At 65.8% G+C, this 26,787-nt stretch carries 25 protein-coding genes; 14 read left to right on the forward strand and 11 right to left on the reverse strand.

Annotated elements, in window-relative coordinates; translation table 11 throughout:
- Positions 1 to 23: 23 nt before the first annotated feature.
- Positions 24 to 1,061, reverse strand: a complete 1,038-nt coding sequence (locus DEIPR_RS05090) for an MDR family oxidoreductase (protein WP_013614765.1) — start codon at positions 1,059 to 1,061, stop codon at positions 24 to 26.
- A gap of 78 nt (positions 1,062 to 1,139) precedes the next feature.
- Between DEIPR_RS05090 and DEIPR_RS05095 the strand changes: the two genes are divergently transcribed.
- Entirely contained in the window at positions 1,140 to 1,550 is a 411-nt protein-coding gene (locus tag DEIPR_RS05095) for a S1 RNA-binding domain-containing protein (RefSeq protein ID WP_041221952.1), read from the forward strand.
- An 85-nt stretch (positions 1,551 to 1,635) separates the two neighbouring features.
- Here the strand turns inward: DEIPR_RS05095 and aroA are convergent, their stop codons facing one another.
- A complete protein-coding gene (gene aroA, locus DEIPR_RS05100; protein ID WP_013614767.1) occupies positions 1,636 to 2,952 on the reverse strand; it encodes a 3-phosphoshikimate 1-carboxyvinyltransferase in 1,317 nt (438 codons plus the stop codon).
- Between the two features lie 81 nt (positions 2,953 to 3,033).
- Here aroA and DEIPR_RS05105 point away from each other — a divergent pair, with 81 nt between their 5' ends.
- Positions 3,034 to 3,978, forward strand: a complete 945-nt coding sequence (locus DEIPR_RS05105) for a hypothetical protein (protein ID WP_013614768.1) — start codon at positions 3,034 to 3,036, stop codon at positions 3,976 to 3,978.
- 112 nt (positions 3,979 to 4,090) lie between these two features.
- On the opposite strand, the gene DEIPR_RS05110 is transcribed toward DEIPR_RS05105, so the two are convergent.
- Positions 4,091 to 5,308: a saccharopine dehydrogenase family protein gene (locus DEIPR_RS05110; RefSeq protein ID WP_013614769.1), complete on the reverse strand. Its 1,218-nt coding sequence runs from the start codon at positions 5,306 to 5,308 to the stop codon at positions 4,091 to 4,093.
- 113 nt (positions 5,309 to 5,421) lie between these two features.
- Here DEIPR_RS05110 and DEIPR_RS05115 point away from each other — a divergent pair, with 113 nt between their 5' ends.
- The 3 genes from DEIPR_RS05115 to DEIPR_RS05125 all read left to right on the forward strand — a co-directional run bounded on the left by DEIPR_RS05115 (position 5,422) and on the right by DEIPR_RS05125 (position 8,018).
- Positions 5,422 to 6,684, forward strand: a complete 1,263-nt coding sequence (locus DEIPR_RS05115) for an aspartate aminotransferase type Ic (RefSeq protein WP_013614770.1) — start codon at positions 5,422 to 5,424, stop codon at positions 6,682 to 6,684.
- A 222-nt stretch (positions 6,685 to 6,906) separates the two neighbouring features.
- The gene (locus DEIPR_RS05120; protein ID WP_013614771.1) at positions 6,907 to 7,503 is read left to right on the forward strand and encodes a DUF4258 domain-containing protein; all 597 of its coding nucleotides are present in this window, start codon (positions 6,907 to 6,909) and stop codon (positions 7,501 to 7,503) included.
- Positions 7,500 to 8,018: a DoxX family protein gene (locus DEIPR_RS05125; RefSeq protein WP_013614772.1), complete on the forward strand. Its 519-nt coding sequence runs from the start codon at positions 7,500 to 7,502 to the stop codon at positions 8,016 to 8,018. Before DEIPR_RS05120 ends, DEIPR_RS05125 begins: the two co-directional genes overlap by 4 nt.
- Positions 8,019 to 8,021: 3 nt before the next feature.
- Here the strand turns inward: DEIPR_RS05125 and DEIPR_RS05130 are convergent, their stop codons facing one another.
- Complete coding sequence (locus DEIPR_RS05130) at positions 8,022 to 8,402, reverse strand: YchJ family protein (protein ID WP_013614773.1); 381 nt, start codon at positions 8,400 to 8,402, stop codon at positions 8,022 to 8,024.
- A 245-nt stretch (positions 8,403 to 8,647) separates the two neighbouring features.
- Here DEIPR_RS05130 and gltX point away from each other — a divergent pair, with 245 nt between their 5' ends.
- Together gltX and DEIPR_RS05140 are read left to right on the forward strand one after the other, a co-directional pair.
- On the forward strand, positions 8,648 to 10,090 hold the full coding sequence (gene gltX, locus DEIPR_RS05135) for a glutamate--tRNA ligase (RefSeq protein WP_041221955.1): 1,443 nt from the start codon (positions 8,648 to 8,650) through the stop codon (positions 10,088 to 10,090).
- 99 nt (positions 10,091 to 10,189) lie between these two features.
- The gene (locus DEIPR_RS05140; RefSeq protein ID WP_013614775.1) at positions 10,190 to 11,185 is read left to right on the forward strand and encodes a polyprenyl synthetase family protein; all 996 of its coding nucleotides are present in this window, start codon (positions 10,190 to 10,192) and stop codon (positions 11,183 to 11,185) included.
- A 55-nt stretch (positions 11,186 to 11,240) separates the two neighbouring features.
- Here DEIPR_RS05140 and DEIPR_RS05145 read toward each other — a convergent pair whose 3' ends face one another.
- The 3 genes from DEIPR_RS05145 to ftsE are packed head-to-tail and all read right to left on the reverse strand — an operon-like array spanning position 11,241 to position 14,520.
- Entirely contained in the window at positions 11,241 to 12,947 is a 1,707-nt protein-coding gene (locus DEIPR_RS05145) for a peptidoglycan DD-metalloendopeptidase family protein (protein WP_013614776.1), read from the reverse strand.
- Positions 12,944 to 13,828 (reverse strand): cell division protein FtsX, encoded by an 885-nt coding sequence (locus DEIPR_RS05150; protein WP_013614777.1) that lies wholly within the window; start codon positions 13,826 to 13,828, stop codon positions 12,944 to 12,946. Before DEIPR_RS05150 ends, DEIPR_RS05145 begins: the two co-directional genes overlap by 4 nt.
- Complete coding sequence (gene ftsE, locus DEIPR_RS05155) at positions 13,825 to 14,520, reverse strand: cell division ATP-binding protein FtsE (protein WP_013614778.1); 696 nt, start codon at positions 14,518 to 14,520, stop codon at positions 13,825 to 13,827. The genes DEIPR_RS05150 and ftsE overlap by 4 nt, the downstream gene beginning before the upstream one ends.
- 109 nt (positions 14,521 to 14,629) lie before the next feature.
- Between ftsE and DEIPR_RS05160 the strand changes: the two genes are divergently transcribed.
- The 4 genes from DEIPR_RS05160 to DEIPR_RS05175 all read left to right on the forward strand — a co-directional run bounded on the left by DEIPR_RS05160 (position 14,630) and on the right by DEIPR_RS05175 (position 19,111).
- Positions 14,630 to 16,099: a S41 family peptidase gene (locus tag DEIPR_RS05160; RefSeq protein WP_013614779.1), complete on the forward strand. Its 1,470-nt coding sequence runs from the start codon at positions 14,630 to 14,632 to the stop codon at positions 16,097 to 16,099.
- A 425-nt stretch (positions 16,100 to 16,524) separates the two neighbouring features.
- On the forward strand, positions 16,525 to 17,850 hold the full coding sequence (locus DEIPR_RS05165; RefSeq protein WP_013614780.1) for a dicarboxylate/amino acid:cation symporter: 1,326 nt from the start codon (positions 16,525 to 16,527) through the stop codon (positions 17,848 to 17,850).
- Positions 17,851 to 17,960: 110 nt separating this feature from the next.
- Entirely contained in the window at positions 17,961 to 18,803 is an 843-nt protein-coding gene (locus tag DEIPR_RS05170) for an MBL fold metallo-hydrolase (protein ID WP_013614781.1), read from the forward strand.
- A complete protein-coding gene (locus DEIPR_RS05175; RefSeq protein ID WP_013614782.1) occupies positions 18,800 to 19,111 on the forward strand; it encodes a hypothetical protein in 312 nt (103 codons plus the stop codon). The genes DEIPR_RS05170 and DEIPR_RS05175 overlap by 4 nt, the downstream gene beginning before the upstream one ends.
- Before the next feature lie 47 nt (positions 19,112 to 19,158).
- Here DEIPR_RS05175 and DEIPR_RS05180 read toward each other — a convergent pair whose 3' ends face one another.
- Entirely contained in the window at positions 19,159 to 19,686 is a 528-nt protein-coding gene (locus tag DEIPR_RS05180; RefSeq protein WP_013614783.1) for a DUF4388 domain-containing protein, read from the reverse strand.
- A 378-nt stretch (positions 19,687 to 20,064) separates the two neighbouring features.
- Here DEIPR_RS05180 and DEIPR_RS05185 point away from each other — a divergent pair, with 378 nt between their 5' ends.
- The 3 genes from DEIPR_RS05185 to DEIPR_RS05195 all read left to right on the forward strand — a co-directional run bounded on the left by DEIPR_RS05185 (position 20,065) and on the right by DEIPR_RS05195 (position 24,901).
- Complete coding sequence (locus tag DEIPR_RS05185) at positions 20,065 to 21,354, forward strand: MFS transporter (RefSeq protein ID WP_013614784.1); 1,290 nt, start codon at positions 20,065 to 20,067, stop codon at positions 21,352 to 21,354.
- A gap of 359 nt (positions 21,355 to 21,713) precedes the next feature.
- A complete protein-coding gene (locus DEIPR_RS05190; protein ID WP_013614785.1) occupies positions 21,714 to 22,187 on the forward strand; it encodes an NUDIX hydrolase in 474 nt (157 codons plus the stop codon).
- A gap of 26 nt (positions 22,188 to 22,213) precedes the next feature.
- Entirely contained in the window at positions 22,214 to 24,901 is a 2,688-nt protein-coding gene (locus DEIPR_RS05195) for a valine--tRNA ligase (protein ID WP_013614786.1), read from the forward strand.
- Between the two features lie 72 nt (positions 24,902 to 24,973).
- Here DEIPR_RS05195 and DEIPR_RS05200 read toward each other — a convergent pair whose 3' ends face one another.
- From DEIPR_RS05200 to DEIPR_RS05210, 3 genes are all read right to left on the reverse strand, one after another.
- Positions 24,974 to 25,645 carry a DUF1648 domain-containing protein gene (locus DEIPR_RS05200; RefSeq protein ID WP_013614787.1) on the reverse strand — a complete coding sequence of 224 codons (672 nt, stop codon included), beginning with the start codon at positions 25,643 to 25,645 and terminating at the stop codon, positions 24,974 to 24,976.
- Positions 25,642 to 25,938 (reverse strand): autorepressor SdpR family transcription factor, encoded by a 297-nt coding sequence (locus DEIPR_RS05205; protein WP_013614788.1) that lies wholly within the window; start codon positions 25,936 to 25,938, stop codon positions 25,642 to 25,644. The genes DEIPR_RS05200 and DEIPR_RS05205 overlap by 4 nt, the downstream gene beginning before the upstream one ends.
- Before the next feature lie 431 nt (positions 25,939 to 26,369).
- Complete coding sequence (locus DEIPR_RS05210; RefSeq protein WP_013614789.1) at positions 26,370 to 26,774, reverse strand: COG4315 family predicted lipoprotein; 405 nt, start codon at positions 26,772 to 26,774, stop codon at positions 26,370 to 26,372.
- Between the last annotated feature and the right edge of the window lie 13 nt (positions 26,775 to 26,787).

The raw sequence follows: 26,787 nt of genomic DNA on the forward strand, positions 1-26,787 counted from the left end.
GAGCGATTCGGCCGCTGTCCGTGTTACCCCCTAGAGGAGTGCGGCTGCGCCACCTCAATCACGCTCCGTCCGCGCAGTTCGCCGTCCAGAATGCGGCGCGACAGCTGGGGCAGGTCGTCCAGGCCATAGGTCTGCGTCATGGGAGCCAGGCGTTCGGCAGGCAAGTCGCGGGCCAGGCGGGCCCAGGCTTCGCGGCGCAGCGGGCGTGGGCAGGCCACCGAGTCGATGCCCAGCAGACTCACGCCACGCAGAATCAGAGGAAAGACTGTGGCAGTCAGCTCGGCGCTGCCGGCTAGGCCGCACACGGCCACTGCCCCCTGGCGCCGCAGTGCCGACATGACCCCGCTCAGGGTGCTGCCACCTACCGTGTCGATGGCAGCGGCCCAGCGCTCGGATTCCAGGGGGCGGTTCAGGCTGCTCACCTCGTCACGGTGCAGGACGGCGCTGGCGCCCAGTTCACGCAGGTAAGCTTCCTCCTGCAGCTTCCCGGTGCTGGCGTGAACCTCGTATCCGGCAGCGGCAAGCAGCGCCACGGCCACGCTGCCTACGCCTCCGGTGGCGCCAGTGACCAGCACCGGGCCGTCCAGTACGGAGCCGTACAGGGTATGCCGCTCCAGGGCCAGCACCGCCAGCATGGCCGTGAACCCTGCGGTGCCGACCGCCATTGCCCAGGCGGCGTCCGTACCCGGCGGCAAAGGCTCGGCCCAGCCGGATTGCACGCGGGCGTACTCGGCGTAGCCGCCACTGGTGTTCTCTCCGATGCCCCAACCGGTCACGACCACCCGGTCACCGGGACCGAAGCCCTCGCCGCCGCCCTCTACCACCTCGCCGGCCAGATCTATGCCGGGCACGATGGGAAAGGCCTTGAGAATGCCGGGGCGGCCCTGAAGCGCCAGGCCATCCTTGTAGTTAAGGCTGGAATGGGTGACCCGGACCACCACGTCGCCGGGCGGCAGGTCAGCGGGGGTCAGCACCGTAGGTTCGACCGCGTGGCCTTGTCCGGGATGGGCACTGGCCAGACGGGTGGCCTGCAGGGCGCGGAACTGTGGGGGAATGGGCATGGTCAGACCTCCGGAAAGCAGGAAAATGGGGAACGCTCCAACTGTAGCAGCTGCCCCAAACGGAAGATGTGTAGTAGCATGGGCACATGCAATTTCAGGAGGGCACCCTTAGTGCAGCTTGACCCCGGCGCAGTTATCGAAGGCCGTATCACCCGCGTGACCGATTTCGGAGCGTTCGTCCAGTTTGAAAACGGCGAAACCGGCCTGGTCCACATCTCGCAAATCGCCCACTCGTTTGTGCGCAACATTCACGACCACGTGCGCGAGGGCGAAAACGTGGAGGTCAAGGTCCTTGGCCGCGACGAGCGTGGCCGCCTCGACCTTTCCATCAAGGAACTGTTGGAAGAGCCTGAAGAGGTGCCGCGCCCCCGCGCGATCGGCCGCCAGAGCCCACAGTTCGAAGCCAAGCTGCGCTCCTTTATGCGCGACGCCAAGGAGCGCACCGATCTGGGCGGCATGGGCAAAAAGCCCTCCAAGCGCAAAAAGTAACCGGACGGCAGAAAGCAACCGGGCAGATAGACAAGAAGCGGCGGCCCCATGAGGTCCGCCGCTTTACCTTGTACTGGGCCAGCCGCTATGAGCGGGCCAGCACATCTACCCGCGCTCCCAGCGCCTGCAGATGTGCGAAAAACTCCGGGTAACTCTTGCGGATGTGGTGCGCTCCGGTGATGGTGACCGGTCCACTGGCCCGCAGCCCCAGCAGACTGAGCAACATAATCATGCGGTGGTCGCCGTGGCCGTCCACGGTGACATTGCCCCGCACTGCGCCTCCACAGACGGTCAGGGAGTCGGCGGTTTCCCTGGCCTGCACCCCCAGCCGCAGCAGCTCGGCCCGCGTGTCGCTGATGCGGTCGCACTCCTTGAGGCGCAGGGTGGCGACATTGTGCCAGGTGGTGCAGCCTTCGGCGGCGGCGGCGGCGGCACACAGCACCTGCACCGCATCGGTAAACGGGTCGCCGTCGCGGGTCACGCCGTGCAGCGGCGAGCCACCGCGTACCGTTACCGCGTCGCCCTCACGGCGCAGGTCCGTTCCCATCTCGCGCAGCACGTCCAGCGCCAGCCGTTCGCCTTGCAGGTCGTGGGGGTCCAGCCCGGCGACGGTCACTTCACCCGGCAGGATGGCCCCCGCCACCAGCAGCGCGGCGCTGCCCGGATAATCGCCCGGCACGCGGTAGTCTCCCGCCTGATAGCGCTGTGCCCCCGGAACCCGAATGCGCCGCAAGTCCGTTGCCGCTTCTACCTGAACACCGAAACGCCGCAGGGTGTCCAATGTTTGGCGGATAGGCGGCTCGCTCCTCAGGTGGCCGGTCACAGTGATGTCCAGCCCCCGCTCCAGCAGCGGCGCGGCGAACAGTAGGCCAGAGAGAAACTGGCTGGACTGCTCGGCACTCACGCTGACCGGGCCCCCCAGGGCAGGGCCGCCGGACACGGTGACGGGCAGCCTCCCCCCCGCTGCGCTCTGTACCGTCAGCCCCAGCGCCGTGAGGGCCGCCAGCAGGTCGCCCATCGGCCTTTGCCCCAGCGAGTGCGGCGAATCGGTGACGACTTCGGTGCCACTGGTGAGCGCCGCAACGGCCAGCAGAAAGCGGGCCACTGCACCGGCATTGCCCACCTCCAGGCGTGTGTCCGGACTGGGCCGAGCCCCAAACCCGGTCACATAGGCATCACCCCCACTCAGCTCAATCCGGGCACCCCAGGCCCGCAGGCAGCTAAGCAGGGCCTCGGCGTCCTCGCTGCTCGCCACGCCGCGCACCACGCTTTCCCCTTCAGCCAAGGCTGCTGCCAGCAGAAAGCGGGTGGTGTAGTTCTTGCTGGGCTGGGCCTGCACGGTGCCGCTCAGTCGGGCAGTGGGATGGACGACGGCGTCGAAGCGGACGGGCAAGTCGGGCATGGGAGCAGTGTAGGTCAGCGGCGCAGCGTCAGAACGCGCAGGGGCGGAACGAACCGGCCAGCAGCCGCGTACCTGAGGGCGATGACCCCTGAACAGGATGCACTCCCGAGTGCGCCTGCGCCCTGGCCCCTGTGGCGGCGCTGGCTGCTGAACTTCGGCAGCGTGTACCTGGCCGGCTATTTTCTGCTGGTTGGACAGACTCTGCTGACGCCGCCGGGCGTGCGGCAGTGGCTGCACAGCGCTGTAGGCAAGCTCTACGAAGCTGCGCTCGGCCAGTCCTGGCCCCCGCTGAAGCCTACAGGGAGTGGCGACACGGCGCTTGACTGGGCACTGTTCGGCCTGCTGTTCCTGGCATCGCTGGCGGCCGGCACCCTCTGGACCGCCCTGCAAAAGCGCTCACCCGCCTGGCAGGCACCTGCCCTGAGCGGGCTGCTGCGCTTTTTTCTGGCGGCGTGGTTGCTCAACTATGGCCTGATCAAGTTCGGCTTCGGACAGTTCGGGCTGCTGCGGGAAGAGCAACTGAGCACCACCTACGGCGAGTCCAGCCCCATGGGCCTGCTGTGGCGCTTCATGGCGGCCAGTCCGGGCTACCAGTGGCTGGGCGGCGCAGCGGAAGTGCTGCCCGCGCTCCTGCTGCTGCACCGCCGCACCGTCACGCTGGGCGCACTGCTGGCCGCCGTCACCCTGACCAACATTTTTGCCCTCAACCTGCTGTATGACGTGCCGGTCAAGCTGTTTAGCGGCCACCTGCTGCTCGCCGCGTTGGTCCTGGCCGCTGCCGAGTGGCCCCGGCTGTGGGCTTTTGCGCGGGGCAAGGCTGTTCCGGCCGTGCAGGGACGCCCGCAGCCTGCCGCCTTTCGCTGGGGCAGCTGGTTGCTCACGGCATTGGTGCTGGTCACGGCTGGGCTGAAAGCTCAGCAAGGCCTGACCGAGTTGGCCGAATACCGGGCCGACCCGGCCAACTCGCAGACCCGCTTGCAGACGCGGGGCTTTCATCCTGTCAGTCCAGTGCCGTTTAACCGCTAGGCCCGACCGAGTCACTCTGAAAAGCCACAAAAAAAGCCGAGGCCCAAAGCCCCAGCTTCCCGAATCCTTAGACCTTGCGACCCTCAGACCCTTAGACGCGCCGCAGGCGTCCTCAGTCCTTCACCAGCTCCACGCCGCTCAGTTCGCTCAGCGGCAGGCCCCATTTGTTCATCGCGTCGAAGAAGGGGTCGGGGTCGAGTTGCTCCACGTTCCAGACGCCGGGCTGCATCCACTCGCCCTTCAGCATCAGCATCGCGCCGATCATGGCAGGCACGCCGGTGGTGTAGCTCACGCCCTGCGCCTGCACTTCGCGGTAGCACTCGGCGTGGTCCTTGACGTTGTAGATGAAGTGCACCTTCTCCTCGCCGTCCTTGCCGACGCCCTTGACCTGCACACCGATGCAGGTTTGGCCGGTGTAGCCCGCCGCGAGCGATTCGGGGGCGGGCAGCACGGCTTTCAGGAACTCGATGGGCGCGATTTGCTGCCCACGGAAGTCAATCGGCTCGATGGAGGTCATGCCAATGCCTTCGAGCACATTCAGGTGCTTGATGTACGCTTCGCCGAAGGTCATCCAGAAGCGGGCGCGCTTGATGCTGGGGAAGTGCTTGACGATGGACTCAAGTTCCTCGTGGTACAGCACGTAGCTCTTGCGGGTCGCCACATTGGGGTAGTAGATGTCCTGCGAGATTTCGAGCGGCTGGGTTTCGACCCACTCCCCGTTCTCGAAGTAACGCCCATTGGCGGTGATTTCGCGGATGTTGATTTCGGGGTTGAAGTTGGTGGCGAACGCCTTGCCGTGGTTGCCGTTGTTGCAGTCCACGATGTCGAGGTACTGCATTTCTTTGAAGTGGTGCTTGGCGTGGTAGGCGGTCATCGCCTGGGTCGCTCCGGGGTCGAAACCGCAGCCCAGCAGTGCCATCAGGCCCTTTTCCTTGAAGCGGTCTTGGTAAGCCCACTGCCAGGAGTACTCGAACTTCGCCACGTCCTTGGGTTCGTAGTTGGCGGTGTCGAGGTAGTGCACGCCAGTCTCCAAGCAAGCGTCCATGATGGTGAGGTCCTGGTAGGGCAGCGCGAGGTTGATGACCATTTCGGGACCGAAGCCCTTAATCAGTTCGACCAGCGCGGGCACGTTATCGGCGTCCACCGTCGCGGTGCTGAATTTGGTCTTGCTGTTCGGCATGTGCTCCTTGATTTCGGCCACGATCTTGTCGGCCTTGCTGACGGTGCGGGTGGCGATCAGCACCTCGCTGAACACTTCGTCGTTCTGGGCACACTTCTTGGCGGTGACATTGGCGACGCCGCCGGCTCCGATGATGATGACTTTGCTCATGGGGCACAGTGTAACGTGACAGCTCAGCCGCGTGGCTGCTCAGACATCTGGCCGGCGCAGGCACCCCGCGAGTCCTGTCGGCATCCGGGCCTGCGGGAAGTACACTGGCAGGCATGACCACGCCTAGCAACCCACAGGCTGACGCACTGACCAGCGCCCAGAACGCCTACAAAGCCCTCCGGGAAAAGAAGCTGCACCTGAATATGCAGCGTGGGCAGCCCAGCGACCAGGACTTCGGGCTGTCGAACCGCCTGATTGGAGCGCTCAACGAGAACGATTTCCAGATGGACGGCACCGACCTGCGCAACTACCCCGGCGGCATCCGGGGACTGCCCTCGGCGCGGGCGCTGGCGGCGGACTACCTGGACCTCAAGGACGAGAACGTCATCGTCTGGAACAACTCCAGCCTGGAGTTGCAGGGGCTGGTGCTGATGTTCGCGCTGCTGCACGGCCTGCCTGGGGGCCGGCCGTGGGGCAGCGACCGGAACAAGATGATTGTGACCGTGCCCGGCTACGACCGGCACTTCAGCCTGCTGGAGCACCTGAGCTTTGAGCTGGTGACCGTACCGATGCAGAAAGACGGCCCCGACATAGACGCTGTAGAGCGGTTGGCGCAGGACCCCAGCGTGCGCGGCATCGTGTTCGTGCCCACCTATTCCAACCCCACCGGCGACTCCATCAGCCCTGAAAAGGCGGCGCGGCTGGCCGGAGTGCAGGCAGCCGCAGCCGATTTCACCATCTTTGCCGACGACGCCTACCGGGCACACCACCTGTACGCTGAAGACCGTGACCAGCCGGTCAATCTGGTCGCACTGTGCCGCGACGCCGGGTATCCCAACCGGGCCTTCGTGTACGCTTCGACCTCCAAAATCACCTTTGCGGGCGCGGGCCTGGGCTTTGTAGGCAGCAGCGAGGACAACATCGCCTGGCTGGAACGACACCTGAACGCCCAGAGCATCGGCCCCAACAAGTTCGAACAGGCCCGGCACGTGCGTTTCCTGGGCGATTACCCCGGCGGTCTGGAAGGGCTGATGGCCGAGCACGCCCGGCTGATTGCGCCCAAGTTCACGGCGGTCAACGACATCCTGACCCGCGAACTGGGCACCACAGGCGAGTACGCCACCTGGACCACTCCCAGGGGCGGCTACTTCATCAGCCTGGATACGGCCGAGCCGGTCGCGGCCCGCGTGATTGAGCTGGCACAGGAAGCCGGAATCAGCCTGACGCCGGCAGGCAGCACCTTTCCCAAGGGGCAGGACAACGGCCGCAACATCCGCCTGGCCCCCACCCGTCCCCCGCTGGACGAGGTCCTGGAGGCGATGCAGGGAGTGGCCGTGTGCATCCGGCTGGCGACCGAGGAATACCGCCGGAAGTAGGCGGAGAGGGGGCAGAGGCCACTTGCCTGCCCCCACCTTCTGCTGCCGCCCGACAATTGTGCGCCGTTTCTTACCTGCGGTTTCGGGGCGGCTGATACACTGCGGGCATGCCCTGAACTGGGTGCGTTCTAGACATATCCCACCAAGCACGCAAGAGTGCTGGCGGGAGTTTTTTTGTTTTGGGACGCGCTCTGGGCCTGTTTCTGCCCCCGGAGGTGAGCCGTGACCAGTCCATCATCCACCATGCCCCTGAAAGTGCTGCAGTCGCTGCGTAGCGAGCTGGCCCGTGCCGAGAAAAGGGAACGCCGCGACAGGCGTGAAGCCCAGGCCCAAGCTGCGGCCAAGGACCGGCCGAAAGCGGTCAAGCCGCAGCGGGAAAAGGAACTGGAGGGCATAGACCTGAATGCCCACTCGCTGGCCCGCGCCCACGAACGGCTGCGCGACGCGGTGCTGTTCTCGCGCTTTGACGTGAAGCCGCACGCGGTCGGGCACGCCCGCGCCGAAGGGTTTCTGGAACACGACATCATCGATGTCCTGATGCGCGGACGCGTGCGGGCCGTCTACCCCGAAGAGCGCCGCTGGCTGGTGTGCGGCTATTTCGAAGCGTGCCGGGTGCGGTTGCCGCTGCATGTGGTGGTAGAACACCACGCGGACGGCTGGCTGGACATCGTGACGGCGTTCGTCCCCAAGAATCCGCACCACATCATCTCGCGCCAGCGCCTGGCCGTGATGCTGCGCTACGACGACGAGAAAATCCAGGCCCGCACCGCCGTGGCCGGCAACCGGGTAGGCCACCGGAGCAAGGGGCGCTGGCGGTGAACGCCGCAGCGTCACGCCGCACCGATACGGCCCTGCTGCTGCTGCGGCTGCTGCTGGGCACCCTGCTGACCCTGCGGGGCTACCAGCACCTGTTCGTGGTGGGCATCGAGGGCACCGCGGCCGAGTGGCGCGGGCTGGGGTTGCCGTTCCCGCTGCTGTTCGCACCGCTGCTGTCGCTGCTGGAACTGGTGGGCGGGCCGCTGCTGATTCTGGGGCTGGCCGTGCGCCCAGTGGCCACCATGAGCACCCTGGCCGTGCTGAGCGTGCTGGCGCTGACCCAGGGCGACGTTATGCTGGGGCTGGGCCTGGGGCGCGAACTGCTGGACCGCGTGCTGAACCCGATTATTCAGAACTGGTTGCTGCTGGTGGCCGGCACCCTGACCCTGGCGCTGGCCGGGGCCGGACGTTTCAGCATTGATGCCCAGCGCCTGCCGCCACGCCCGGCTGGCCCAGCCGCCGCTGCCCATCCGCTGGACGCCGTGGCCGAGACCAAGCCAGCCAGGAAACGCAAGTAGCCTCTACCCGTGTTCGCCGTCCAGATACAGCCAGCGGCCCTCCGCCTCATCCTGCACAAAGCGGCTGTCCTCGCGCAGGATGTGTTTGCGGCCGTCCTCCTGAAAGCGGGCGCTAAACCTGACACGGTCCCCAGACGCGCCGTGAATGGTCAGCCCCAGCCAGCGGGTGCCGCCCAGGTCCAGCGTGGCCGGGCGGGTGGAAGGATGCCAGGTCGCCAGCAAGTACGGGGCGTCCTGTAACACAAAAGCCGTGTAGCGCGAGCGCATCAGCGCTTCGGGAGTCTCGGCGGGACGCTCACCGCTCAGGCGAGGACCACAGCACACGGCGAAGCTGCGGCCGGAGCCACAGGGGCAGGGCTTGAAGGGCGGATAGGACAAGGACACGTTCCGAGCTTACGGCACTTTGCAGCAAGGCAGCCAGGTACAGGTAGGCCACAGGGGCTGCAGCGGCTTGGCGGTGGAGGCAGGAGCCTGACATGGTCAAAGCCGTCCCCAGGCGCAGGCTCCGAGCCGAACTGCCGCACACGCCGCTTGCCCCAGCATAGGTGACCCTCGGCGTGGCGACCCCCAGCGTGGTGACGCCGCTCTGTCGCGGCCAGGGTGGAGAGGCCACGCTATGCTACGTCCCGATGTCTGACCAACCCACCGTCACCCGTATCGCCCCTAGCCCGACCGGCGACCCGCACGTCGGGACCGCCTACCAGGCCCTGTTCAACTCGGTGTTCGCCCGTCAGCAGGGCGGCCGGTTCATCGTGCGGATTGAGGATACCGACCGCAACCGCTACAACGCGACCAGTGAGGGCCGCATTCTGGACATGCTCGACTGGCTGGGCATTCAGCCCGACGCCAGCCCCCGCAACGAGGACGACCAGGGGCCGTACACCCAGTCCCAACGGGCGGGGCTGCACCGCCAGTACGCCGAAGCCTTGCTGGAATCGGGAGCCGCTTACCGCGCCTTCGACACCCCCGAGGAGCTAGAAGAGCGCCGCAAGGCCGCCGAAGCCCGCAAGGACAGCTACCTGGGCTACGACCGCCGCGACCGTGAACTGAGCCGCGAGGAATCTGACCGCCGCGCCGCTGCGGGCGAGGAGTTCGTGATTCGGCTCAAAGCCCCGCTGGAAGGTCAGACGGTGGTGCGTGACCGCCTGCGCGGAGACGTGGTGTTCGATAACGCGCAACTGGACGACAAGGTGCTGCTCAAGCGCGACGGCTTCCCCACCTACCACCTCGCCGCGATGGTGGACGACCACCTGATGGGCGTGACCCATGTGATTCGCGCCGAGGAGTGGCTCACCTCCACCCCCATCCACAAGCTGATTCTGGAAGGCCTGGGCTGGCAGGAACCCGAGTGGATTCACACCCCCTGGCTGCTCTCGGCGGGCGGCAAGAAATACTCCAAGCGGCGCGGTGACCCCAGCGTGGAGGACTTCCGCCGCATGGGTATCCTGCCCGAAGCGCTGCTGAACTACCTGGGCATGATGGGCTGGAGCATGCCGGGCGGCGAGGAAATTTTCAGCGTGGACGACATGGTGCGCGAGTTCACCTGGGAGCGCGTTTCCTTGGGCGGCAGCACCTTCGACGTGACCAAGCTGAAGTGGCTGAACGGCAAATATCTGCGCGAAGTGCTGAGTGCCGATGAAGTCGTGGAGCGGGTGCGGGCCTATCTGACCGAGTTCGGCGCCGGGCTGCCCACCGAGGACGAAGCCTACTTCACGGACGTGGTGCGGCTGATGATTCCCCGCCTGGAAACACTGGGCGACTTTGCCGAGATGACCGGCTACTTCTGGTCCGACGAGTTCGAGACGGACGACAAAGCGGCCAAAGCGGTGCAGCAAGGGGCCGACCTGCTCCCCGACCTGCGCAGCGCTCTGGCAGGCGTCAGCGACTGGAACGCCGAAGCCATCAAACACGCGCTGCACGAGTACGCCGAGGCGCGGGAGCTGAAGCTGGGCAAAGTGATGCCCCCCGTGCGGGCCGCCGTCGCAGGCACCATGCAAAGCCCCGACCTGGCCGAGATGCTGGAGGTGCTGGGGCGTGAGCGGGTGCTGGCGCGGCTGGATAGGGCGCTTTAGAACCGGAGGGATTGGGCTGGTCCACAGGTGTGAGGAGAGGCACCCTCACGCCTTTTTCATACCGCCATCTGCCCGCACCAGCCGCTAGACTGACTACCAATGCGTCCCCAACTGCAAAATATGGCCCTGTCGCTGCTGCCCACGCCAGAGGCGGCTCCCCGCCCCGAACTGCGTGACTTCTATGCCATGCTGCGCGACTACCCGCAGCGCGGCGGCAAAGGCATTCGCTCGGAGCTGCTGCTGCTCTCGGCGCAGGCGCACGGGCTGGCGGAAGGCGGCGCGGGCTGGGAGCGGGCGCTGTGGCTGGCGGCGGCGCTGGAACTGTTTCAGAACTGGGTGCTGATTCACGACGACATCGTGGACGACTCGGACGAGCGGCGCGGGGCACCGGCCCTGCACAAGCTGCACGGCGTGCCGCTGGCGCTGAACGCCGGCGACGCACTGCACGCCTACATGTGGGCGGCGGTACAGAAAGCAGGGTTGGACGCAGGCTTCAGCGAATTCCTGACCATGATTCACCGCACTGCCGAGGGACAACACCTGGACGTGAGCTGGGTGGAGCACGGCGAGTGGAACCTGCAACCCGCCGATTATCTGGAAATGGTGCGCCTCAAAACGGGTTTTTATACCATCGTGACCCCGCTGCGGCTGGGCGCATTGGCGGCAGGCCAGCCACCACACCCCGACTTTGAGGCGGCTGGCCTGTCCCTAGGCACCGCTTTTCAGATTCGAGACGACGTGCTGAACCTGACCGGCGACCCGGCCAAATACGGCAAGGAAATCGGCGGTGACCTGCTGGAAGGCAAGCGCACGCTGGTGGTGCTGCACTGGCTCCAGCACGCCCGCGAAACGCGCCGGCACATCTTCCTGGACCAGATGCGCCGGCCCCGTACCGACAAAGACCCGGCCATCATTGAGGACCTGCTGGAGTGGCTGCGGGGGAGCGACTCGCTGGCTTACGCGCAGGCCTTCGCCGCCGAGGAAGCAGAGCGCGGGCTGGCCCTGCTGCGTGGGGCGCTGGCCCAGGCTGCGGACCAGGCAGCAGCGGGACAAATTCTGGCACTGATGGAAACACTGACCCAGCGGGAAGCGTAGCTGTTGGAGAAAGCCCAGCCTCCCCTACCCCTAAGGCCCTTAGACCCTCAACCCATTAAAACGGCGACGGCAACGGCGTGCGCCGCTCCCCTTCCACCCGGCTGACCTGGAAGGCCATCGCATCCGGGCCGAACACCGGGCTGCCGCCGATTTCGCCCAAGGGTGCGCCCGGCTGGATACGCTCACCCACCTGCACTGCCGGTTGATTCAGGCCCAGGTAGGCCGTGACCAGCCCATCCCCGTGGTCCAGCAACACCACCCAGCCCAGCGAACTGAACGAGGTGACAGCCAGTACCACGCCCTCGCCGGCGGCTCTGGCCTGCCGCTCGCCCCCGGCGCGAATGACGGCCCAGGGGCTTTCGGGGGTGTAGCCCTCGCTGACCTGACCGCCGGGCAGCGGAAAGGCGAGTGCGTCCAAGCGCCCACGCAGTGGGGCCAACTGCGCCTCGGTCAGCTGCACCTGCGCCTCGGCCTGGGTGCGGGCTTCGGTCAGCTGCTGCGGCGTGGGCAAAGCAGGCTCCTGCAAGGCCGATTGCTGCGGGACGGTCTGCACGGGGTCGCTGCCGGCCGCCGCAGGCGCGGAGGACAGTACAGCTGGTGTGGACGCAGCCGGTGGCCGGGCCTGGGCAGCTGGGGCCTGGGGCGCTACAGATTGGCGCGCCGGGGCCGTGGACTGGGCGACAGCCGGGGCCGGGCTGGCAGGGGCAGCCGTTGCCGGAGCTGGAGCCGCCGACCGGGAAGCTGTCGGCCGAGCTGCCGAGGGTTGGGCTGCTGGTGATTGGGCTGTGGGCGCCGCAGCTGCCCCAGGCCGGGCGGCTGCCGACTGAACCGGCGCAACCTGTGACGGCCCGCCGGCTGCCCCCACTTTCTCCGCCGCCCGCAGCCGCGCCGCCGTCTCGGCTTCACGCTGGCGCTGGGCTTCCAGCTCGCGCCGACGCTGGGCCGCCAGCCCCTCCTGCTGGCGCACTGCCGCGTCCAGCAGCGTGTCTATGTTCTGCCCGGTCTGTGCCAGTTCGGCCTGTCCCTGCAGCTGCAGCAGCCGCTGACCGGCCGCCGTGCGGCGCAGCTCGCCCAGCAGCGCTTGGGCCTGCGTCTGCCGGTCCGACAGCTCGGCCAGTGCCGCCTGACGCTGCTTTTGCAGGGTTTGCAGCTCGGCACGGGCCTGCTGCTGGGCAGCCAGCTCGCCCTGCAGGCGGCCGGCCTCGCGGTCCAGTTCACGAATCAGCGCCACCTGCCGCTCGCCCGCGTAGTTGGCCCAGCGTAGCCGCAATATCAGCTCGGGTAGGGTCTGAGCCTGGGCCAGCAGCGCCAGATACTCGCCGGTGCGTTCGCGGTACAGCGCGTTCAGGTTCAGCGCCACACTGCCGCGCAGCTCCGCGACCCTGGACTGCAGCGCCAGGATGTCGCGTCCAGTCACGCCCAGGCGGGCTTCGGTCTGGCGCAGCTTCAAGTCCAGCAGCCCCGCTTGCCCCCGCAGCCGGTCAATATCGGCGTTCAGCCGGTCCAGCCCCGCCAGGGTGGCCTGCTCCTCGCTACTCAGCGAAGCGAACGACCCGCGAATCTGGGCCAGCAGGGCGCGCTGCCGCTCGCCCACCGCCCGCTGCTGCTCCAGCTGCTGCTGCAAGGGGTCTGCACTCGGCGCTGCGCTCTGCGCCAAAGCCCACAGCGGCAGCCCCAGCAGACTTAGCAGTGCCAGACTCGGCAGGACCAGACTCGGCAGCGCCAGCACTGGTCGCCGGCGGCCAGGCACCCGGCGCCTCATTCCAGCTCCCGCAGGTAGCGGCCCGACGCCAGCCAGCCGCCCAGCAGGCCCACTCCCGCCCCCAGCGCAGCCAGCTGAAGCCACAGGGTCAGCAGCGGCCCGGTGCCCTGCAGCAGCGGCAGCGCCGGCACCAGCTCGGCGGCGCGGCTGGTCAGCAAGCTGGACAGCGGCAGCAGAATCAGGCCCGCCAGCCCGGCCCCTCCCAGACCCAGCAGCAGCCCTTCCAGCAGGTGCGGCCCCTGCACGAAAGAGCGCCGCGCTCCCAGGAGCCGCATCACGTTGATTTCGCCCCGGCGGGCGTACATGCTCACCTGCACGGCGTTCAGGATGCTGAACAGCGTGCCGCCCAGCAGCAGGCCAATCAGCAGCCCGCCTGCTGCCCGCAGCGCCCGCAGCGTACCCAGCGCCCGGTCCACGTAGCCGGCGCCGAATTCCACCGACTCCACTCCCCTGAGCAGCTCGGCGGCGGCAGCCACCACGCGGGTCTGGTCCACACTGGTCACCCGCAGGCGCAAGGTGGCCGGAAAGGGGTTGCCGGCCAGCTGCGCGGCCTCGGCCGTGTAGGGATAGTCGCGGGTCATTTCGGCGAGCACCTGCTCGGGGCTCAGCAGTTCGGCCTGCGCCACACCGGCCATGCCCTGAGCGTGCCTGAGCAGCGCCTCACCGTCGGCGCCCGGCTCCAGAAAGGCAGCCACTTCCACCTGCCGTTCCAGGCCCGCCAGGGTGCGGTTCAGGTTCTGGCCGGCCAGCAGCACCCCCCCCAGCACCAGCAGGGTCAGGGTGATGGTGGTCAGGGTAGACAGAACCGCCGTGCGGTTGGCCCGCATGGACGCCAGCGCCGACTGCAGGTGCTCTCTTAGGGCCGAGGCGGCACGGTTCACAGCTGATACCCCCCGCCTGCGTCGTCACGGACCAGCTCGCCCCGGCGCAGGGTCAGGGTGCGGTGACGGCGAGACTCCACCAGTTCGCGGGCGTGGGTGGCCACCAGCACGGTGGTGCCGCTCTCGTTGACCCGTTCCAGCACGCGCAGCACGTCACGGCTGTTTTCCGGGTCGAGGTTGCCGGTCGGCTCATCGGCCAGCAGCAGCGCAGGAGCGCCCACCACAGCGCGGGCAATCGCCACCCGCTGCTGCTCACCCTGCGACAGTTGGTGCGGCAGCGCGGCCCGCTTGTGTTCCAGGCCCACCAGCCGCAGCGCCGTACCCACCCGCTCGTTCCAGCTGCCCAGCGAGGACACACGCGGCGCTTCAGTCACGCGCAGCGCAAAGGCCACGTTCTGGTAGGCCGTCAGCTGCGGCAGCAGCATGTTCTCCTGAAAGATGATGCCCATGCGCCGGCGCAGCACCGACACCCGCCCGCCCCGGTAGCGCCCCAGCGGCTCGCCGGCCACCCGCACCTCACCGGCAGTGGGCAGCGCCCGCTTGAGCAGCAGGCTCATGAAGCTGCTCTTGCCAGCTCCGGAGTGCCCAATCAGGTACACGAACTCGCCGCGTGCCACTTCGGTGCTGATCCGGTTGAGGGCCAGCGTCCGGGTAGACGGATACTGCAAGGACACCTGGTCAAAGTGAATCATGGGCGGGACCGTTCCTGTCACGGGCCACAGGATAGCGGCCGGGAAGTCACGGCGTTCTTTCCGGCCCGGCGCTTACCGCCCACTAACCCAGGGCGCTTACACTGGGCAGGTGAACAGAAACCAGGTACTGCTCCTTTCGGGTGCGCTGACCGGCACTGCCGCAGTCGGTTACGCCCAGATGTCAGGCTACTCGGCGGCCGACCTGCTGCGGACCTCTTCCGGCCGCAGCTTCATACAGGTCCTGAACTTCCTGGAGCAAAACTACCTGTACGAGGTAGACCGGGACGCCGTGATGCGCGGCGCTATCCAGGGTGCCCTGGGAGCGCTAGACAACGAATTCACCTACTACGAGGAACCCGCCGACAACGAGATTGACGCGGCCAACCTGGAGGGCGAGTTCTACGGCATCGGCGTGGTGCTGGAAGGCGACCGCAGCGGCAAAGGCGTGCGCGTAGGCACCGTGTACCAGGGCGGCGCAGCGTCGGCCGCCGGGGTCCGCATGGGCGACGTGTTTCTGGAAGTGGACGGCAAGGACGTGCGGAGCACCAGCACCAACGACCTGGTCAAGCTGGTCCGCGGCAAACCGGGCACGCCGGTCACGGTGACCTTTTCACGCAGCGGCACCCCCTACACCGTCACCATGAAGCGCAAGGCGGTGTCCAACGTCAGCGTGGAAACGGCGGTGCTGGACGGCGGCGTGGGCTACATCGCCCTGACCAGCTTCTACAACAAGCGGGCCTCCGAGCAGTTCCGTGCAGCGGTGCAGGAGATGAAGGCGCGCGGCGTGACCCACTTGATTCTGGACCTGCGCGACAACGGCGGCGGCCTGCTGAATGCCGGCGTGGACGTGGCCGATCAGTTCATGCAAAAAGGCCCCATCGTTTCGCTGCAGCAGAAAGACGGCCGCAGCCGCCTGTACGGCGAAGCCGGGGCCAGCGCCGGCGACTATCAGGGCAAGCTGGTGGTGCTGGTGAACCGCAACAGTGCCAGCGCTTCGGAAGTGGTGAGCGGGGCGCTGCAAGATGTGAAGCGGGCCACGGTCATCGGCGAAAAGACCTTCGGCAAGGGCGTAGCACAGGCCGTGCTCAATACCGCCGATGGGGGCCGCGCTGCCATCGTCAACAGCGAGTGGGTGACTCCCAATGGCCGCCACATCAACAAAGAAGGCATCTTGCCCGACATTCTGGTCAAGGACACCCGCTTCCCCATTCCGCTGAACTTCGCCGGCAGCGGCGTGAAGCCCGGCACCGAGCTGACCCTGGTCGTAGACGGCCAGGAAGTGAAGGCCAAGGCCGACAGCGACGGTGTGTTCCGCTACATCGGAGACTATCCGCACCGTGAACGCAGCGCCGTGCAGGGGCAGGCCACCGTGGACCTGGAAAGCGACCGCCAGCTGCGCGCCGCCCTGGAATACTTCCGCACCGGCAGCGTGAGCAAGGACTTGCAGATGACCGCCGAGGAAGCCAAAAAGGAACGCGAGAGCGCCCACGAGAAAGACGGAGAAGAGACCCAGGAGCTGCCACAGCCGGCCCCTGGACAGTCCGCACCTCCTCCAGCTCCCGCGCCCACCCAGCCCTGACCCTCCGCGCCAGCAACTGCTGCACCCTTCCCCCGCTGCCCCGACCTATGGGCAGCGGGGGTTCTGCTGGGCAGGCAGCCAACTTAAGCAGCTAACCCAGGCCGCCAAATTGACAGCGGGGCCAGCACTCCCGCATAGTAACCCTACTTTCCGTATATCCTTGCGCTTCTGACCAGCTTGTCACTGCCAGGGGGCGGAAGACAGCAGCACACCGGCAGAACGTTCCGCTTCTGCTTTGGCTGGGCTTGTTCCCGGTTCCGGGCCTGCCCACCGCACCAGATGCGCCCGCCGGAAGTCCCCCCCCCAAGAGTGTCCGCTGCCGGATTGCCGTGCCGGTCCGACCTTGACCCGCCTCCACTCCCCACCATTTCCCCCGGCCTGGTCCCCAACTGACCCGACGCCCGGACCTCACCTAAGGAGCATGTATGAATGCATGGAGAAACCTGTCTCTGAGCACCCAGATTCTGGCTGCGCTGATTGCCGGCCTGCTTGTGGGCCTGCTGTTCAACTTTCTGGCCCCCTCGCTGCCGTTCCTGACCACCATCAACACGCAGGTGTTCGGCACCATCGGCAACCTCTTCATGTCGGCGCTCAAGCTGCTGGTCGTGCCGCTGGTGTTCGTGTCACTGGTGGTGGGCACCACCTCGCTGTCCGACCCGGCCAAGCTGGGCCGCCTGGGCGTGGGCACCATGCTGTTTTACCTGGCGACCACCGCGTTCGCCATCGTGCTGGCGCTGGTCGGGGCCAAAATCGTGAACCCCGGCCTGGGCGTCAATATGGCTATGCCCAGCGGCTATGAGGCTCCCCAGGCCCCGCCGGTCAGCGAGGTGCTGGTGGGTATCATCCCCAGCAACCCGGTGGCCGCGCTGGCCGAAGGCAACATGCTGCAAATCATCTTCTTCGCCATCCTGCTGGGCCTGGCCATCATGCTGTCGGGCAAACCCGGCGAGCGCATCAAGGCTGCGTTCGAGGACTGGAACCATGTGGTGATGCAAATCGTGAACATCGTGATGGTGTTCGCGCCCATCGGGGTCTTCGCGCTGATGGCCGGGGTGGTCGCCAAACTGGGCTTCGAGAGCCTCGCGCCGCTGCTCAAGTACTTCATGACCGTGCTGGTGGTGCTGCTGATTCACCTGTTCGTGAGCTACCCGCTGCTGCTGAGGCTGTTCAGCGGTCTGAACCCGTTCACCTTTATCAAAAAGATGCGGCCTGCCATGCTGTTCGCCTTTTCCACCTCCAGCTCCAACGCCACCATTCCGGTGAACCTGCGCACGGCCCGCGAAGCGCTGGGGGTGCCCAACCAGATTTCCAGCTTTACCATCCCGCTGGGCGCCACCATCAACATGGACGGCACTGCCATCATGCAGGGCGTGGCCGTGATTTTCATCTCGCAGGTGTACGGCATTGACCTGACGCTGGCGCAGCTGGGCACCGTGGTCATCATGGCCGTGCTGGCCTCGGTGGGCACGGCAGGCGTACCGGGCGTGGGCCTGGTCATGCTGGCAACCGTGCTGACGCAGGTGGGCGTGCCGGTCGAAGGCATCGCCATGATTATCGGGATTGACCGCCTGCTGGACATGACCCGCACCGCCGTCAACATCACCGGCGACGCCGCCGTGACCGCCATCATGGCGAAGCGCGAAGGCGTGCTGGACGAAGCGATGTACAACGACCCCAACGCTCAGGTGGAGCTGGACGCCGACGAACTCGGCAAGGAGCACGAGGCTCCGCGCACCGAAGCGCAGGTCTGAAGATGAGCGAAGAAGTCCCCCACACGGCGTGGGGGATTTTTCGTGGCAGACTGGCCCGCTCTGCATCTGCTTGCCGCTCCTCTCGCCTGCCCGGCGCCTATAATCCCCCCATGTCATGGACAACCCAGAAGCGGGTGGGAGACGCGACCGTCACCACCCTGACCGACGGCTGCTTTCGCCTGGACGGCGGCGCGATGTTCGGCACCATTCCCAAGGTGCTGTGGAACGAGCTGAACCCCGCCGACGAGCTGAACCGGATTGCGCTGCGTATCAATCCTTTGCTGATTCAGATAGGCAGCAAAAACATCCTGGTGGAAACGGGATTCTGGGACCAGGGCGGCGAAAAGTTCGAGACGATGTACGCCCTGGACCGCGATGAAACCGTGTTCCGGGGACTGGGCGAGGTGGGCCTTAGCCCCGACGACATCCACATCGTCATCAACACCCACCTGCATTTCGACCACGCCGGGCGCAACGTGACCCCAGCCGGCGAGCCTACCTTCCCGAACGCCCGCTACGTGGTGCAGGGGCAGGAGCTGCACGACGCCCGGCACGCCCACGAGCGCAGCCGGGCCAGCTATATCGCGGCCTACTTTGAACCGATTGCCGACGCGGGGCTGTTCGACGTGGTGGACGGCGAGGCCGAAATCGTGCCGGGGGTCACCGTGCTGCCGCTGCCGGGGCACAACCTGGGCCAGCAGGGCGTGGTGCTGCGCTCGGGCGGCGAGATGCTAGTGTACCCGGCCGACCTGGTGGCAACCACTGCACACGCCCCCTACCCTTATGTGATGGGCTACGACCTGTACCCGGTCACCTGCCTGGAAACCCGCAAGAAGTACCTGCCCGAGTGGTTCGAAGAAGGGGCCATCATCTGCCCGCCGCACGACCCGAATGTGGCCTTTGCGCGGCTGAAGGAAGCCAAGCGTGGTTTTGCACTGGAAGCCCTGCAATGAGCGAACAGAGCATCTCGTTTCCCAGTCTGCCCGCAGTGCCGGTGCCGCGCTCGTGCGGTTTGGACCCCGCACTGTACGCGCTGGACTGGGTGCTGCACTGGGCCGCCGATGTGGACGTGGCCGGGCAGCGGCATGCGGCCACGCCGGTTTTCCCGCTGCTGCGCCGCATTCTGCATGACCCCGCCGCTTACGGGGTCAGCCCTACCGAGGCCCAGGCTGCCGCCGAGCGCTTCAGGGCACAGGCCGGCCCCGCTCTGGAGGCCGAGGGCGGACGCCGCGAGTGGCTGGACCGGGAATTCAGCCGCTAAAACAGTTCTCGGGATAGGGGGCGCGTGCCGGATGGGCGCCGGCAGCTTCAGTGGCGGGGAGCAATCAGCCCTGCCTGCTGGAACTGCTGCAAGGTGCCCAGCAGCATCCGGGGGGCCAGCCCGCCCTGGTCGACCATCTCGCTGATGGTCAGGCCACGCTCTACCCCGCGCAGTACCTGAAACTGCCGGCGGCCGACAGGCAGACGGCCACTCCACTGGTCGGTAAAGTCGAACGGCCGGGACCAGTCACTGTATTCGGCCAGCAGCGGTTTCCAGGCCTCGGCTTCCTGGAACAGCTGGCGCAGTGCCAGGTCGCCCGAAAGCAGCAAGGTTTCCCCCGGTGCGGCCTCCGAACCGCCGAAGTGGAATTCGCCGTCCTCGGTGGTAGTCAGCAGCTGCATGGCACTCTCGCCTTCCAGCTGTCCGGCGCAGGCATGCACGATGGTGCCTTCGCGCAGCCACAGCTGCCCAGTGCGGGCCCGGCTCCGAATGTCCAGCCGGCCACTGTGTCCCGACGCCATAAGCATTTGCAGGACTGACAGGAAGGGGAACACCGCGAAGTTGCCAGCAATCATGCTCCCCAGTCTACGGGAGTTGCCCTGACAGTTCTCTGCTGGCTGGAGCACACGCCAGTGAAGCGCTACAATGCGCCCCAGCAACGACTGGGAGGAGTACCCACAGCACCCCCACAGAGAGCGCAGGCCGAGGCTGAGAGCCTGCGCGGGAAGGGAAGCAGGGCCTGGACCCAGCCCAGCCAAGCGGAGAAACACAAGATGCTCTTATTCGAATAAAACCTCGCGTCCTTAAGAACAATACGCCTCCGCCCCTTTTCAGGCGGCGGGCGGGTTGATGTTTGGACGTGAGGTGCAGGCTGATTCCACCTAGGGTGGGCCGCGCGCCTTGACGCGGCCCGCCCGTCGTCATTTATCAGCGGTTTACCGCACGGTGACGATATGCAAGACTCTATTTCTCCTTATTTGCCTCCAACCAGCTTTCGGCCTTTTTTACTGCTATGGGTGGGTCAAGCCCTCTCGGTGCTTGGCGGCGCACTGTCTTTCACCGTAGCGACCATGTGGCTGGCAACGGTGCGTTTTCCCCTGTCTGCCGACAAACCCGCGCTGGCTTCGGCACTCACACTGCTGAGCTTGTCGTATGTACTCTCAGGCATCCTGGCTGCCCCTATCGCGGGCATTTGGGCGGACCACTACCCAAGAGGCTGGCTGATGCGGGCCGCCGACCTGACCAGCGGCGTGCTGTGCAGCGTGGTCGCGCTGCTGGCCTTTACGGGGGCCCTGAGCTTGCCTGCCCTTTACCTGCTAATTGCACTGACAGCCATGAGTAGCAGCGTTCACGGCGCGGCATTGAGCGCGTCTTATGTCCTTCTTGTGCCAGAGCGCCACCTGGCATGGGCCAATGCGATGATGCAAAGTCTCTGGACAGGTGCAGGCCTTCTCGCCCCAAGTTTGGCGGCGGCACTGCTGTTCCGAGGAGGAAGGCATGGTCTGGGGACGGCCTTCGCGCTGGATGCCGCGTCCTTTTTCATCGCGGCTTCGCTCCTTTTCCTGGTGCACGTGCCGCCTACGCCACGCCGCGCCGCAGAAAAGTCGCCCGGTCTGCTGGCAGAGGGCGCAGCAGGCTGGCAGTTCATCCGTGAGCGGCCCGCCCTGCTGGTCACATTTTTGACCTTCGCGGCGCTCAATTTCGCGGCCGCGCCACTGGCTCCGCTAGAGCCTTTGCTGGTGCGCGAACAACTGGCAGCAGACTTGGCACGACATGGGCTGAGTGTGGCGGCAGGACTCGCCCTGATTGGCACCGTGACGGCGGTGGGCGGTCTACTGGGAGCCGCTTTGATGACGGTGTGGGGCGGCCTGAACCGCGGGCGAGGCTGGTTGATTTTTGGGTTGTGTGCTGTGAGCAGCGCCGCGCAAATCGTGTACGGCCTGAGCCATTCGCTTTGGCTAACCGCCGCCATGATGGGCCTGTTCGTGTTCACTTTACCCGTTGCCGACACGCACCTTGGTGTTGTCCTGCAAACCCAAATTCCGCCTGACCTTCAGGGCCGCGTATTCGCGGTGCGGCGGATGCTCGCGCAAAGCGTAGCCCCGCTGAGCATCGTGCTCTTCGGACATCTGGCAGGGCAAGTTCCAGCAGGGCAACTCCTGGCGAGCTTGGGCCTGTTGGCACTTGTAGCCAGCCTGTTGCCGCTGCTCCGGCGTGATGTGCGGCGGTTTGGCGATGAATAAGGGACTAGCCGCCGCCTTGCCCTTGTCGCTACAATGCTCCCCAGCAACGACTGGGAGAGTATTCGGCCCACCGTGCCCCCAAGAGAGTTCAGGCCGTGGCTGCAAGCCTGAATGGGTACGCCCCGAAGAAAGTCACCCACGAGCACGTCGGAAGAAAGCCCCGCAAGATGGATACTGGGGAGAGTAGACCCGTCCGGGTGCGCCCGACACAGCGCGTCACGAGTGCCTGCACGCCTGTGCAGGAAGCGCGGTGGTAACGCGGGATAACTGACCGAACGTCTACGTCTCGTCCGCAGACCAGAAATCACTCTGGGCGGGCGAGGCGTTTGGTTTTTACCGTTTGGAAAGGAGGCAGAGCCGTGATTACCTTTTATGCTACGCAGGCCGAGGCCAGGGCGGACGCTGCCGCACGGCGCTTACGCGAGAAAGTCCTGTGTTTCGTGGTGCGTGGGCAGAAGCTCTTGGTGTTTGACCACGTGCCCGACGGCAGCGCAGGCGTGCAAGTACCAGCAGGCGGCATAGAGGCAGGCGAAACGCCCGAAGCTGCGGCCATCCGTGAGCTGCGGGAGGAGTCGGGGCTGCACTTGAGCGGGCCGCAGTACCTCTGCTCGTACCTGTGGGAGGCACAGTTGCCGCACCGCTTCACGCGGCAGGTCTGTCACGCTTACGCCTTTGCTGCCCCCTACGACCTCTCCGACACCTGGCAGCACCACGCCGACGGGCATCTATTTTCCTTCCGCTGGGCCGACCTCGCAGACCCTGGGTTGGACTGGGAGATGGACGCGGCGCTGCCTTACCTCCAACAAGCGACCCTTAGACCCTCAGACTCTTAAACCCTTAGACCTCCCAAGGAGCACCCATGACCGACCCCACTCAAAACACTTCCGCCCTCCCCACCCAATTCGACCCCAGCCAAATCGAGCCGAAGTGGGCCAAGCTCTGGCGTGAGCAGCCTTTCCGCGCCGATGCGGAAAGCCCCAAACCCCCCTTTACCATCGTGATTCCGCCGCCCAACGTGACCGGCAACCTGCACCTGGGCCACGCGCTGGACAACACCCTGATTGACACCCTGACCCGTTACAAGCGCATGGCGGGCTTCGAGGCGCTGTACCTGCCGGGCATGGACCACGCAGGGATCAGCACGCAGGTGATGGTGGAGCGCGAGCTGAAAGCGCAGGGCACCGACCGCCACGAGCTGGGCCGCGAGAAGTTTCTGGAAAAAGTCTGGGAGTGGAAAGAGCAGTACGGCGGCGCGATTCTGAACCAACTGACCCGCCTGGGCGTGAGTGCCGACTGGACCCGCGAGCGCTTCACGATGGACGAGGGCCTCAGCCGCGCTGTGCGTAAGCAGTTCGTGGACCTGTACCACGACGGGCTGGCCTACCGAGGCGAGCGCATGGTGAACTGGGACCCCGTCTCGCAGACCACCCTCAGCGAGCTGGAAATTGACCGCGAGGAGCGCCAGGGCAAGATGTACACCCTGTCCTACAAGCTGGCAGACGCGGGCGCAGCCGCCAGCAACGGCGAAGCGGGCGAAATCCGCGTGGCGACGGTGCGCCCCGAAACCATCTTTGCCGACCAAGCGATTGCCGTGCACCCCGAAGACGAGCGCTTCCGCCATCTGGTGGGCCAGAAAGCGCGGATTCCGCTCACCGAGCGCTTCATTCCCATCATTGCCGATGAAGCGGTGGAAATGGACTTCGGCGTAGGTGCCCTGAAAATTACCCCCGCGCACGACCCCACCGACTTTGAAGTGGGCGAGCGGCACAATCTCATGCGCCCCAGCGTGATTGACCTGGCAGGCAACCTGGCAGGCGACCTTGTACCCGCCGAGTTTCAGGGCCTGGAGCGCTTCGAGGCCCGTAAAGCGGTGGTGCGGGCGCTGCGTGAAGGCGGCGACCTGCTGGAAGAAAAGGACCACAAGACCGCGATTGGCCTGAGCGAACGCACCAAAGTGCCGGTAGAACCCATCATCTCCGAGCAGTGGTTCGTGAACGTGAAGCCGATGGCCGAGCGCGTACTGAAGGGCCTGGACGACGGCGACATGCGCCTGACCCCCGCCCGTCACGAGAAAATCAACCGCGACTGGCTGGAAAATATCCGCGACTGGAACATCTCCCGGCAGCTGTGGTGGGGCCACCAGATTCCCGCCTGGTACGACGAGGAGGGCAATGTCTATGTGCCCGACAGGGACAACCCTGACCTTGACTGCGACCAGGACCCCCGCTACGCGCACCTGAAGCTGACCCGCGACCCTGACGTATTCGACACCTGGTTCAGCTCCAACCTGTGGCCCTTTTCTACGCTGGGCTGGCCCGACACGGACGCCCCCGACTACCGCAAGTTCTACCCCACTTCGGTGCTGGTGACGGGCTACGACATCCTGTTCTTCTGGGTGGCGCGGATGCAGATGGCCGCCTACGAGCACACCGGGCAGGCCCCCTTCAAGGACATCATGCTGCACGGCTTGTATCTGGACAGCAAGGGCCAGAAGATGTCCAAGAGCAAGGGCAACGGCATTGACCCGCTGGAGCTGTTTGACCAGTACGGGGTGGATGCTTGCCGCTTCGCCTTTACTTTCCTCAGCACGGGCGGGCAAGACATCCGCCACGACGACCGCCGCTTCGAGCAGGGCCGCAACTTTGCCAACAAGCTGTGGAACGCTACCCGCTTCGCCCTGCTGCGGCTGGACGGCGTGTACCTGCCGCAGGAAGACCCCGCTGGCGCGCTGCGTGAGCTGGCCGCGAGTGGCAAGCTGTCGCTGGCCGACCGCTGGATCATCAGCCGCCTGAGCGCCGTGAGCGCCGAAGCCAGCGCCCAACTGGACGAGCTGGACATCGGCGCGGCGATTCGCACGCTGTACGCCTTTGCCTGGGACGAGTTCTGCGACTGGTACATCGAGGCCAGCAAACCTGCGCTGGAAGCGGGCGACGTGCAAACAGGCCGCGTGCTGAAAGCCGTGCTGGCGCAGATTCTGGGACTGCTGCACCCCTTTATGCCGTTCATCACCTCCGAGCTGTACGCCGCGCTGGGCTACGAAGGCCAGCTTGCCCTGACCGAGTGGCCCAAAGCCGACGACACCCTGCACGACGCCGAAGCCACCCGCGCTTTTGACGCCCTACGCGCCGCCGTGAATGCCGCCCGCAGCCTCAAAAACGAGCTGGGCCTGGCCCCGCAAGACCGCTTGAATGTGGTGGTGGAAGGCGACCTAAAAGACGTGGTGCTTGAAAACGCCCGCGTGGTGGGGCAGATGGCCCGCGTGGACCTGGTAGACACGCTGGAAGGCCGCACCCTCAGCCAGGTGGAACAGGGCGTGACCGTGCGCGTGCCGCTAGAAGGCACGGTAGACGTGGACGAGTGGCTGGGCAAGCAGAAAAAACGCCTGGCCGAATTCGACAAGCAAATCAAGCAGGCGCAGGGCAAGCTGAGCAACGAAGGCTTCGTGGCCCGCGCCCCCGCCGAAGTGATTGAGGAAGAGCGGAGGCGCGTGGAGGACTTCGGGAAGCAGAAGGAAAGGCTGGAGGGGGTGCTGAAGCAGTTCAGTTGATGGTTGATAGTTGATGGGAAAAAGGCCCGCTGCCCCTCCCCAGGGTGGCGGGCTTTTTTCTTATGGCGGCCCTCAAGCTTGCGGACGCGGCCCCAGGTTAGTCGGCTGCGGGTCAGGGTCCTTCCTGTAGTCAAGGTAAGAGGCGTAAGCCAGCCCACCAACCAGGCCCAACCCACCCACTGTCATCAGGCCAGGGTAGAAAACAGGCACCAGATATTCACGCGGCAGCACAAGCGCAGGCAGCGCGAGAAGCAGGCCGTAGACCGTAAGCCATAGGCCCGTGCGGCGCTGACTGGCGTGCCAGGCGCGGCGGCTCAGGTAAACCCAAGGGGTACGTAGCCCCGCGAACGCACTGGGCTTGAGCTTGCCCATGCCGTTGCCTATCAAGGCGAAGAGACCGCCCAGGCTGACCAAGCTGGTCTTCACGCTGTCCCAGCTGAACACGAGGTGCGCCGTCTCAATCAGGGCCAGGAGGCCCAGTCCCAAAGCAACCAGAAAAAATATAGGCGCATTGTCTCTGTCCTGGCGAGAAAATTGGCCGATGCTCAGCACGAGTAGGCTGCCCGGAAGCAGCAGCATGGGCATCTGGTAAAGCGCCTGAGCCGCGCTTCCCCAGGCGTCCGGCTCACCACTTGGCCCCCAGTGGGTAGGCAGCTGCGCAGGCATGTGCGGCAGAGCGTAGGTCGCCAGAGCAAGGGCGAGAGCGTAGGGCAGCAGGGCCAGTATCCAGTTCACAAGCTTCATGTGGGCTTGGCCTCCTTGGACAGTTCCGCTGTCTCGGCAGGTTGAAAGAGGTCCAGCACATGTGTCATCGCATCCTGAAAGACGGTGGTGTTCAGGCGGTAGATAATGGCCGTGCCCTGCCGCTCAGTCTCCACCAGGTCGGCCGCTTTCAGCACACTGAAATGTCCACTGAGCGTGCTTTTGGCAAGAGGAAAAAGCTCGGCCAGTTCGCCCGCACTCCGCTGCCCCCCGCGCAGGACGCGCAAGATTTCGCGCCGCGTGGGGTCAGCCAGTGCTTTAAATACCTCGTTCATTGGGCTCCTTTTTCGGTATTTCGCCAACTACCGAATAATTAGAGCCTAGCATTCCGAGGGGTACAGGGCAAGGCTGCTCGCCTATCTCACCAAGCCAAAAGTCCGCTGCCCTTAGACGGATAGCTACGCCACTCAGCAGATGCGGCCCAACTTCACCCGACTGCACTCCGGTGAAATTGAGTGTCTACTAAACTGATCCCGCGGCTGGATACTCAATTTCCCGGGTGAGCCACGCTCGCGCTGCGGCCCTTTACCTCGGCAGGGAGCGACCATTTTCTCTTTCGGCTGGGCGCGATCTGGCCGTGCGACTGCCACGCTTTGCAGGCCGCTTGTCCGTCGCTAACATCCGTGACGTTCCCGCACTCCAGAATTGGAAAAAGGCCGGAAAGCGGAGGCCCTCCCCCAACTTTCCGGCCTTCAGAGTGGCTGCCCTAGGGCCGCGCCAGCATCCAGACGTCGTTCACGCCGTTGCCGCTCACGTCGCCGGGGGCCGTGCCCTTGGCCCAGTAGTATAGCGGCATGCCGTTGTAGGTCAGCTGCTCGACCCCGTCGGCGCGGCGAATCACTGCCAGCTTGCCGCGCAGCTCAGGAGGAATCTGTACGCCGGAGCTGGCCGTGACCGCCGGCCAGTTGGTCAGGCACTGGCCCATGCAGGCGCTCTGGTTGGCCGTGTCGTTCTTGAAGGTGTAGATGGTCTGGCCGCCTGCGCCGGTCAGATACTGGCCGTTCGCCGCGTCGGTGGCCACACCGAGGGTGAGGACGTTGGGGTCGGACGTCATGGGGGCGCAGGCTCCCAGAGCGAGGGCCAGGGCGGAAACCATCACTGCTTTGTTCATAGCGACTCTCCTT

This window comes from Deinococcus proteolyticus MRP (assembly GCF_000190555.1).
GTDB classification, from domain to species: Bacteria; Deinococcota; Deinococci; order Deinococcales; family Deinococcaceae; genus Deinococcus; species Deinococcus proteolyticus.